Origin of the sequence: Limosilactobacillus agrestis, from assembly GCF_014145585.1 — a bacterium.
In the GTDB taxonomy this organism is placed as follows: domain Bacteria; phylum Bacillota; class Bacilli; order Lactobacillales; family Lactobacillaceae; genus Limosilactobacillus; species Limosilactobacillus agrestis.
The window spans coordinates 216,723-226,555 of record NZ_JACIVF010000053.1; the positions used below are offsets into that span (position 1 = coordinate 216,723).

Here is a 9,833-nt window from a genome sequence, read left to right on the forward strand (position 1 = left end):
ACAAGCTAAAAATAAAATCCTTAAATGTTTTTACTTACGTTGCATAGGAGTGTTATTTTTTCTTATAATGTTAAAGAATATCAAGTTAAAGTAGGTTATTAAATGACTATTTGGAAGAGCGAACTAGCATTTGAAAATGAATTAATTAACCATCTTAGTAATTTAGGTGGAACTAAGCAATGGGAATATTTACCGCAAATTAAAACAACAGATCAATTGTGGGATAACTTTAAGCAGATCCTCGAGCAACATAATCAAGACCGCCTAGAGAAACCATTATCGCCAACGGAATTTAATCAAGTGAAGGCGATAATCAATAAGTTAAATACTCCCTATGAAGCAGGGCAGTTTCTATATGGGACTAATGGGATATCACAAATTGAAATTGATCGTGATGATGGTAAACACGTATATTTAACAGTCTTTGACCAGGATCAAATAGGCGCTGGGAATACTGTTTATCAAATTGTTAATCAGATCGAACGTCCTGCAGTGATTCCTGGACGGAAGGATCGTCGTTTTGATGTAACAATGTTAATTAATGGGTTGCCAATTATCCAAATTGAGGAAAAAGCTGATGGCCGCGATGCTAAAGAAGCGTTAAACCAAATGCATCAATATATTGAAGAGGACCAATACTCAGATATTTTTGGTACCCTTCAAATTTTGGTGGCGTTAACACCACATGATGCACGTTACATGGCTAATACAACTGCTGATAAGTTTAATACTGATTTTGCTTTTCAATGGCAACGAGCAGAGGATAATAAACCAGTGCTAGATGCAATGCAATTTGCGGATCTGATGTTATCAATTCCGATGGCCCATCAAATGGCAACAAATTATATGATTTTGGATGGAACGCCCCGTCACCAAATGATAAAGATTATGCGGCCATATCAAGTTTATGCAACAAAACGGGTCATTAACAAAATTCGTGAGCATACGTTTGGGATTGATGATCAACGAATCGGATATGTTTGGCATACAACTGGATCTGGTAAAACCATCAGTTCATTTAAGGCTGCCTGGCTTGCATCACGATTACCTAATGTTGATAAAGTTGTATTTATGGTTGATCGAGTGGCCTTAACTAACCAAACAGTTGATGAATATATGGCGTACGATCCTGAAAATACTGAAGGAAGTAATGGGGGAGTAGTTACTGACACTGCTAATCGGTGGGCATTAGCTAATAAATTGAAGCGTAAAGGAAACGGAATTATTGTAACTTCTACTCAAAAGATGGATGCAATGGTTAGAAGCAAGGACTTCAAGCCTATTGATAAGAATCTTGTCTTTATTGTTGATGAAGCTCACCGCTCAACTTCTGGAGAAATGCTGCAAAGAATTCGGAAAGCTTTTCCTAAATCGGCCTGGGTTGGTTATACTGGGACTCCTGTATTTGCGAAAGAGAATGGCAAATCTAAAACGCCGACAACTCGTGATATCTTTGGGGATGTTATTCATACTTATACAATTCAAGATGCTATTAAAGATGGTAATGTTCTTGGATTCAAGGTGGATTTTGAAACAACATTAACTGAAAAAGTACTGCGGGAACAGTATCTGCCAGAGTATTTTAAGGCTCGCTATCCTAAGATGACAGATGGGGAAATTCAAGAACGAATCGCCAATATGAATGAAAATGATATGGACGATAAGGTTGAGCCAAGTGTCTATGATGAAAATCATAAGCATATTGAATTAGTTGTTGAGGATATCTTAAAAAATTGGAATAAACGGTCTGTTAATGGTAAATACAATGCAATCCTTACTACTCATGTTGGCGGCGGGAAAGCATCGACGCCAATGGCAATGGCGTATTATAACGAATTTAAGAAACAAAATGCTAAAAGGGAACATCCATTACGAATCGGAATTACCTTTAGTCAAGATACGTCCAATGGTGATAATCAGCTAGAGACAAATGATTCCTTACGTGAAGCAATGCAAGACTACAATGAAATGTTTGGTACGAGCTTTAATGATAAGCAGGTTAAAGAATATACAGAACAAGTAGTTTCGCGATTGAATCGGACAATTGATGATGGTAAATATTTTGATCTTGTGATCGTTGTTGACCAATTATTAACAGGATTTAATGCACCACAATTAAATACTCTTTACGTAGATCGAACATTAAAGGGTGCAGCTTTGATCCAAGCATATTCGCGAACAAATCGAGTTCAAGATATGCAAACTAAGCCATTCGGCCGAATTGTAAATTACCGGTGGCCTAAACATACGGAAAAATTAATGAAAAGTGCATTAGCAAAATATGCAAATCGTAACTCCGCTAACATTCAAGAAGAACTTTTTAACGATGAAGGTAAAAACGATGGTGTTATTGCTCCTTCCTATGGTGAAGTTAAGAAAGAGTTGCATAAGGTTGTAAATAGGTTAGCTAGTTTTTCAGAAGATTTTACTGATATTCCAGCAAGCGAAAATGCACAAGAACAAATGTATAAAGACTTACGCCAATACAACCATTTGATGGCAATTGCCAAACAAGATGACAAATATGACGATACACGCCCTGAAGAATTATTAACCTCATTGGGGATGAGCTTGGATGATGAAGAAATCTTAACAACCACTTTAGCAAATCGGCTAAAAACAAAAATTGCTAAAAGACATCATATTGATTTCTCGCAAGTTGACCTCCAAATGGAACACGTTAAAGAAGTGAAGGTTAATTGGGATTATCTTGAAGGTTTAATTGTCGAGGTAATGAATAAGTATCACAATAACGACATTGAGGGTGCTAAAAAATCCGCTGAAGAAGTAAAGATTATTTCCGATAAATTAGAAGATCGGGGATATGCGGCCAAGATTCTAAGATTTATTAAGGATCTCTTCAAAGGAAAGGTTAAATTTGAATATCCAGTTCAGCAAAAGCACGTTAAGAAATTGATTGCGCAAAACAATGAAGGTCAGCAACGTTCTGCTATTTTTGAGTATAAGAAAAAGTGGGGACTAGCTGATATTGAAGATTCACATTTAATAAATGAAATCTTAGATAAGCATGTCATTGGTGCCGATGACCTAAACGGAAATGGAGAGCTTGACAACATCGTCATGGAAGGTCAATCGGTATACAAGACTGATGCTGAAGCTGAAGAGGTTAAAGAACTCTCAAGGATAAAATATCGAACGAAATTACGTCATTCTATCAATGAGTTTGCAGATGAACTAAAGAAAAAGTTTTAGGAGTTTTTTGAAGTGAATAAAGCACAAGAAATAACAAGTCAATTATGGGAAATGGCAAACCGCTTACGGAGCAATATGGATGCCAGCGAATATCGAAATTACATTTTAGGTTTTATGTTTTATCGGTATCTCTCAGAACACCAAGAAAAAAGTATGGTTGAAAATAAATTGATCGATGTCGCAGAGGGTCAGAGTGTAAATGACGCATATAAAGAACAAGCAAGTGGTGAAGACTTAAATGATTATTTAAAAGAAATTGCTTCTTCGCTTGGTTATGCGATTGCTCCGGAATATACATGGGCAACAATTGTCGATAAGGTCAATAATAATACAATTGCTCCCTCAGACTATCAAGATATGTTAGATAGTTTTAACCATAATCTAAGCCTTAATCGGAATGCTAAAGTAGATTTTCATGGAATATTTGATGATATGAACCTAGGTAATTCTCGTCTAGGTAATTCAACATCAGCGCGGGCAAAGGCATTGACTGATATCGTTAATTTAGTAGACCAAGTTGAATATAGAGATGAAAATGGTAAAGATATTTTAGGAGATATTTATACATATCTAATTAAAGAATTTGCCGGAAATTCAGGAAAAAAAGCTGGAGAATTCTATACCCCACACCAGGTTTCTGAAGTATTAGCTAAATTAGCTACATCAAGTTTAGATCCTGAATTGGAATCCCCAGAAGTATATGACTTTGCTTGTGGAAGTGGATCACTACTATTAACAGTAAAAGATCAGCTCAAGAATAAAGTTGCACAGAAGAAGTTAAAGTATGCCGGACAAGAATTAAACACGACAACTTATAATTTAGCGCGGATGAATTTAATGATGCACGATGTTCGTTATCAAAACATGACGCTAAAAAATGCAGACACGCTTGAAATGGATTGGCCTGATGGTGTAGACGAACATGGGATAGATCATCCGCATAGTTTTGATATTGTTGTGGCTAATCCACCTTATTCTGCACGGTGGGATAACAATGATAGTAAGTTAAAAGATCCTCGTTTTAAAGAGTATGGAGCATTGGCGCCTAAGACAAAAGCCGACTATGCCTTTCTTTTGCATGGCCTATATCACTTAAAACAAGATGGAACGATGGCAATTGTTTTACCACACGGGGTTCTATTCCGTGGTGCTAAGGAAGCGCAGATTCGGAAAGCTTTATTAGATAAAAATCAGATTGATGCAATTATTGGGTTACCAGCAAACTTGTTCTATTCAACGGGAATTCCGACGGTTGTGCTTGTTTTGAAGAAGAATAAAGAAAATAAAGATGTATTATTTATTGACGCAAGTAAAAACTTTGAAAAGGGTAAGAATCAAAACGTCTTACGAAAAGAAGATATTAATAAGATAATTGATACATATAAGGAAAGAAAAGATGTTGATAAGTATGCTCATGTGGCAACAATCGATGAAATTAAAGAAAACGACTATAACCTTAATATTCCGCGATATGTTGACACATTTGAGCCTGAACCACCAGTTGATCTTGGGAAGTTAACAAAAGAAATGGAAGAGACTCAAAAAGAGATTGAACAGACCCAAAGTGAGCTTTTGGGGATGATGAAAGAGCTAACTTCAAAAGACGAGAAGACCCAAAACGACTTAAACGAATTTATCAAAATGTTAGAAAACGAGGTAAGGCGTAATGGATAAAAAGCCCGAAAAATTGGTACCTGAAGTCCGTTTTAAAGGATTTACTGATGATTGGGAGCAGCGTAAGTTGGGGGAAGTAGGAAAAACTTTTACTGGTTTATCGGGTAAAACAAAAGAAGACTTTGGACATGGTAATGCATACTTTGTAACGTATATGAATGTCTATTCTAATCCAATTTCTAATTCTAATATGGTTGAAAATGTGGAGATAGATACTAAACAACAGGAAGTAAAAAAAGGAGACGTTTTCTTTACTACTTCTTCTGAAACTCCTGAAGAAGTTGGAATGAGTTCTGTATGGTTAGATGATAAACCAAATACTTATTTGAATAGTTTTTGCTTTGGATTTAGACCTATGAGAAATATATTTAACTTTTACTACCTAGCCTACCTACTTAGATCAAATAATATCAGGAATAAGATGATAATACTTGCACAAGGGATATCTAGGTATAACATCTCTAAAAATAAAGTGATGGAATTAGAAGTAGCCATACCTAAAATTAAAGAACAACAAAAAATAGGAGAATTTTTCAAACAATTAGATTCCCTCATCACTCTCCAGCAACGAAAATTGGAAATATTGATTAAATTAAAACAATCATTTCTTACAAAAAGTATGGCAAATAATTTGGATAAGAACCCAGAATTATATTTTAATTCAGCTTCGATTAAATGGTTAAAGCAAAAATTATCAAATTTAACTATTAAAGAGTTTAAAGGAAACACTAAACTTAATGATACAAAACCAGGAAAGACAGAATATCTGGATGCAGAAAGATTAAATGGTAATGCTCCTTTATTTATAGATAAACCAATCAATACATTAAAAAGTGATATTTTAATACTGTGGGATGGCTCTAAAGCAGGAAGTGTTTATTATGGCTTTGAGGGGAGTCTAGGTTCAACTTTGAAAGCTATAAGATTAAATCCTAAACTGGTAAATTCTTTTTTCGTATATCAGCAACTTAAAAGTAAACAGGATGTTATTTTTAATAAATATCGAACACCTAACATTCCACATGTTATTAAAAATTTTACTAAGGTATACCCTATTTATTTTCCATCTATGGCAGTTCAAAATAAAATTGCTAGATTTTTAGGTAATTTAGATGCTCTTATTGAGATACAACAAAAGTCTATAAAGGATTATAAAGGTATTAAAAAATATCTTCTTCAAAAGCTCTTTATCTAATTAATTGCATAAAGCATAACCTCCAACAAATAATACATTTGTGTTTTTGACACTAGATTATTTATTGGAGGTTTTATTATGTCTCGGAAACACTACAGTACAAAGCTATTTTATAAATACTACATGGACTGGATTAAGCTTTATAAGGAAAAAGCAGTTCGAAAAGTAACGTTGGATAAATATTACTTAACACATCGAAAAATTAAAGAGCTTGCACCAGAGTTACATATGAATGAACTTACGCGCCAATCATATCAAAAATTGTTAAATAACTATGCTGCTACTCACGAAAAACAAACTACTCTTGATTTTCATCATCACCTAAAAGCAGCCTTAGTTGATGCATTAGACGAAGGATTACTGGAACATGACCCCACACGGCGTGCAATTATAAAGGGAGTTGATCCTAGCAATAAAAAGAATAAATTTTTGAACCTTTATGAATTGCAAAAGTTACTCCGTCATCTTGATCTAGGTGATGAATTAAACTGGGATTGGTTTATCTTACTAGTATCAAAGACTGGCTTACGATTTGCGGAAGCGTTAGCCTTAACTCCAGAAGATTTTGATTTTGAAAGGCAACAAATTATCGTTAATAAATCTTGGAATTATAAAACACCAATTGGTAATTTTCAAAAAACTAAGAACGAATCTTCAAACCGCGTTGTCATGGTCGATTGGCACCTTATGAATCAATTTAAGTCACTTATTCGAAATAAAGAAAGTGATTGGCCAATTTTTGTGCCACACAATAAAAGAGTATTTAATTCTACTGTTAATGGCTTATTGGAAAAATATTGTTATAAATTAGATATACCAACTATTTCGGTTCATGGTTTACGCCATACCCATGCCTCATTATTACTTTATGAAGGAGTGTCAGTTGCTAGTGTTGCCAAAAGACTAGGTCACGCCAACACTACAACGACCCAAGAAACTTATATTCATATTATTGAGGAACTTGAAAATAAAGATAATGATAAAGTCTTACATCATCTATCTCAACTGAACTAAACAAAAAGTGGTACCAGTAAAATAAATGCTGATACCACTATTTTTAGATGAAAAGCTTTTGTAAGAGATACTTTTTTAAGGTAGTTAGTTGAGTAAGCTTGTTTTGCTGGTGAGTGATGAGATTGTCAATATGCATTAAAACTTTATAGATACTTATTTACTCTGGTAAAACTGGAGTATTAATTTTTAATGCTAAGATACTTCGCTTTGAGATATTAAATCTAGAGATACCTTGGGCAAGTGGATAAATTAGTTTGCGCATTTGAGGAGAACGAAGATAATAAGTAAGAAAAAAAGAATTAACGTAATTAGACTTTGGTCTTATTCCAAAACAAAAACTATTTAAATAAATATCTGTCCCAGCTTCAGAAGACCAAACGGAATTTAATGCTACTTCGCTTGGTACTTCAGATGAAATAGTAAAAAGCAAGTCTCCTTTTAACACTTTATTTTGCTTAGAATCAACTTCTATTTGCTCAACTCCATCCGAAACTGCAACTTCATTATTGTGAACATTTAAATAGGTTATATATCTCGCTTTACCATGCCCAAAATCATCTTTACTTTTTCCAGTGAGACCTGAGTATATTTTTGCACTTATATCTTCTAAACTATGCTGCCTCCAGTCACTATCAAAATTTTCAAACCTTAAAACTGGTTGTTTGCTATTTTTACTAACGAATAATTGTTGTAACATTGCCGTTTTTAACTGCTTTAATTGTTTCAATTTTCGTTGCTGGAGGGTGACAAAATAAGTTACCGTATCCATAAGTTTAGCTATCAATTTTTCTTCTTCAGTTTCAGTAACTTTAATTTCTAAATTTTTAATATCATTTGAACTAATTGATTCAAATGTAGAACCTGAACTAAGCTTTTCCCAAGTCCTATCCAATAGTTTTGTTTGTAATAAATAATATAAATATTTATTTCCATCAATAGCCGCAACTCCACGACCAATAACTGCATCCATGTTTGCCATGGCTAAATAACCAACAGGCGCCCTTACAGTCATTATAAATTCTCCCTTATGCACTTGTTTAGTTACTTCCTTTGTCCAAACTCTAGGAGAAATTTCATTTGATTTTAAATCAGCATTTCCTTGAACAAGCACATAATCATTCGGATTATCTGTATAATTTTTACTACTAGGAGACTGTCCCATCGTAACTTTAGCAACATCTCCCAACTTACGCTGCTCCCATCCTTTATTAATCTTAGGTTGAGAAAATAATTATGAATAAATAGAAAAAATTATTTTCTCTAGCTTAGAAAAAATTCAACTAAAAAGAAAAAGCACCCTGTGACAGATGCTTTTGAAGTGCAAGAAAAAAGTTAGACAAAATTAAAATATTAGGCTGCTAAGGCATGATTTCGGTATTCGACCGGAGCCATGCCTTTTGTTTTTAAGGTTGTTCTAACATGATTAAAATATTGAACATATTCTTGAGAAAGTTCGCTTAATTCTGCAATATCCTTACAAGACAGAAATCCTGCTAGTAACTCAGTCTTAAATAAGTGAAAGAAACTTTCTACTGGGGCGTTATCCAGGCAATTTCCCTTCTGTGACATACTTTGAATAAACTGGTGATCCGCCAATTTTTGGGTATAGTAACCTAACTGGTAATGGCAGCCCTGATCCGAATGGATAATTGGATAAGCATTATCAGGTAGATTGGTAATTAATTCTTCTACGGTTTTTACAATCAGTTCTTTGTTCGGACTAATACCTATTTGAAAAGCTAGAATCTCTTGACTCGCTTCATCAATCATCGCTGAGATATAAGCCCACTGATGGTTAGCTAAGCGGACCTGTGTCACGTCAGTATGAATAACATGATAGGGACGTTTTTCATTGAAGTTTTGTTTTAACCGATTGTCCGCAATCTTACCAACCGTACCATGGTAAGATGAATACTTCCCATTACGATGGCGATTATATAAGGTTACTTGAATATTTAATTCCCGCATTAACTTGCGAATAGTATCCCCACTCAGGTGTAATCCTATTTGATCCAGCTCCATTTGAATACGACGATAGCCCGCGGTCCAACGTCCACGAAGTCTAAACCGTTGGGCAATCTTTAGAATTTGAACTTTAGCTTCTTCATATTTATCGTGGGAGTGGGCAATTCGTTTACGTTCATCATGATAGGTTGCCTTGGCAAGCCCAATGGCTTTGAGAAGATCGCCAATCTTATAGCGCAGTTTCTTTGGTCGCTGTGATTGATCGTCCCTGATCTGATCCACTATTTGGGTTTTCTTCCTGGCTTTGAGGGTCCGAACAGGGACAGCGATTTTTTTAGGATATCACGCTCCATTTTAGTATCATAAAGTTCTTGGTTCTTCTTCGCTAATTCTTCCTTTAATCGTTCCAGCTCACTCTTATTAGCGAGCTGACGAGCCTGTTTTTTAGTATGTTTCACTTTAGACGGCCTACCTTTCGGGTGAGGCTTCAAAGCTGTAATACCGTCCCGTTCAAATTGCGAGCGCCAGCTCGAAACTTGCGCTGTTAAAATATCAAAGCGAGCGGCAACTTCAGCCATCGAATCCTCATGAGTTTGGTAGTAGTCTATCACATTTAGTTTAAAATCGGTGGTAAATATTCGTTTATGCCGCCGTTTTTTTAGTGTATCGATTCCCCTCAATTGGTATCTCTGAATCCATTCTGCGATACGTCGCCCACTAATTTGATATTTCTTACTTAAATCATTAGTACTTTGTGAAGTCGAAAGGTATT

At 34.9% G+C, this 9,833-nt stretch carries 7 protein-coding genes; 4 read left to right on the plus strand and 3 right to left on the minus strand.

Features of this window, described 5'->3' with window-relative positions:
* Positions 1-102 precede the first annotated feature (102 nt).
* The 4 genes from H5R88_RS05505 to H5R88_RS05520 all read left to right on the plus strand — a co-directional run bounded on the left by H5R88_RS05505 (position 103) and on the right by H5R88_RS05520 (position 7,096).
* Positions 103-3,213, plus strand: coding sequence for a type I restriction endonuclease subunit R (locus H5R88_RS05505; RefSeq protein ID WP_182600442.1), 3,111 nt, complete (start codon positions 103-105; stop codon positions 3,211-3,213).
* 51 nt (positions 3,214-3,264) lie between these two features.
* Positions 3,265-4,887, plus strand: coding sequence for a type I restriction-modification system subunit M (locus tag H5R88_RS05510; RefSeq protein WP_220477584.1), 1,623 nt, complete (start codon positions 3,265-3,267; stop codon positions 4,885-4,887).
* Positions 4,880-6,082 (plus strand): restriction endonuclease subunit S, encoded by a 1,203-nt coding sequence (locus H5R88_RS05515; protein WP_182600444.1) that lies wholly within the window; start codon positions 4,880-4,882, stop codon positions 6,080-6,082. Before H5R88_RS05510 ends, H5R88_RS05515 begins: the two co-directional genes overlap by 8 nt.
* 78 nt (positions 6,083-6,160) lie before the next feature.
* Positions 6,161-7,096: a site-specific integrase gene (locus H5R88_RS05520; protein WP_035157478.1), complete on the plus strand. Its 936-nt coding sequence runs from the start codon at positions 6,161-6,163 to the stop codon at positions 7,094-7,096.
* Between the two features lie 157 nt (positions 7,097-7,253).
* Here the strand turns inward: H5R88_RS05520 and H5R88_RS09820 are convergent, their stop codons facing one another.
* The 3 genes from H5R88_RS09820 to H5R88_RS05535 all read right to left on the minus strand — a co-directional run.
* Entirely contained in the window at positions 7,254-8,309 is a 1,056-nt protein-coding gene (locus H5R88_RS09820; protein WP_310735478.1) for a restriction endonuclease subunit S, read from the minus strand.
* Between the two features lie 137 nt (positions 8,310-8,446).
* Complete coding sequence (locus tag H5R88_RS05530; RefSeq protein ID WP_310735477.1) at positions 8,447-9,343, minus strand: IS3 family transposase; 897 nt, start codon at positions 9,341-9,343, stop codon at positions 8,447-8,449.
* A partial coding sequence (locus H5R88_RS05535; RefSeq protein ID WP_220477573.1) for a helix-turn-helix domain-containing protein occupies positions 9,343-9,833 on the minus strand: 491 nt, incomplete at its 5' end. The genes H5R88_RS05535 and H5R88_RS05530, both read right to left, overlap by 1 nt.